This is a genomic window from Xanthovirga aplysinae (assembly GCF_009711365.1).
GTDB lineage: Bacteria > Bacteroidota > Bacteroidia > Cytophagales > Cyclobacteriaceae > Xanthovirga > Xanthovirga aplysinae.
This window is the reverse complement of record NZ_SMMB01000236.1, coordinates 1-794: the sequence shown is the minus strand read 5'-3', so window position 1 is coordinate 794 and position 794 is coordinate 1. Positions and strand designations below refer to the sequence as shown.

Sequence of the window (794 nt, the reverse complement as noted above, 5' to 3'; positions counted from 1 at the left end):
ATCAAAAAAAGATCGGAATTTAGGACCAAAAAAAGCATCAATAATTCGGAGAGAAACAGAGAAAGCCATTTCAATATTTTCTAACATATAATTTTGTAGTAAATAAAATTATATCAGAAACCCATACCATAAGTAAATGAGCAAATAGCAAGGCCACGGTGCATATTGACCTAAGACTTTTCTCTTGAGCAAAAATTCCGATGCTTTAACCTAAAGAATTTAAGCTGTGAAATTTAAGATGAGGATAATCGTCAAGTATGAAGATGGGAAGGTTGATCGGTAGGACACCTGCATTATTTAGATGATATTTTGCTATAGGACCTTTCTTTTAAAAACAAAAAAGCTCTTCGCCAAATCACAAAACTCTTGCATTTACAATTTAAAACTCAGTTAAATTTTCATTAGAATAAATCTAAGTTTTACCAGAGCTTCACCAAAAACGTATCTGCAACAATTTGTACAATTATGACCAAGAGCTTTCGACAATCAGGAATCCCCAATTTATCAAACACTATAAGATAGGCGTAGAAGTGAAAAGATATTATGAGCGAATTTTATCCAATAACTCATTAAATAATTGAGCTTCTTCCATTGTAAGGGTTTGGAATAGCTTAGTAAAACTTTGTACATGCGGCTCTGCCTCCTCTAAAAGTTCAAGACCTTTTTCAGATATATGGATTTTAGCAGCTCTTCGGTCATCACTCGATTGCGTTTTGGATACATAACCACTGGCACGCAGTCTTTCCACAATTCTTGAAGTATCAGACATCTTATCTAACATGTGTTCCTTGATC

General features: G+C 33.8%; 1 protein-coding gene. It reads right to left on the bottom strand.

Translation table 11 applies throughout. The annotated features are described in order from the left end of the window. Positions 1-541: 541 nt before the first annotated feature. Positions 542-794 (bottom strand): MarR family winged helix-turn-helix transcriptional regulator (locus E1171_RS23280; protein WP_425509593.1); only part of this gene is annotated, 253 nt, incomplete at its 5' end.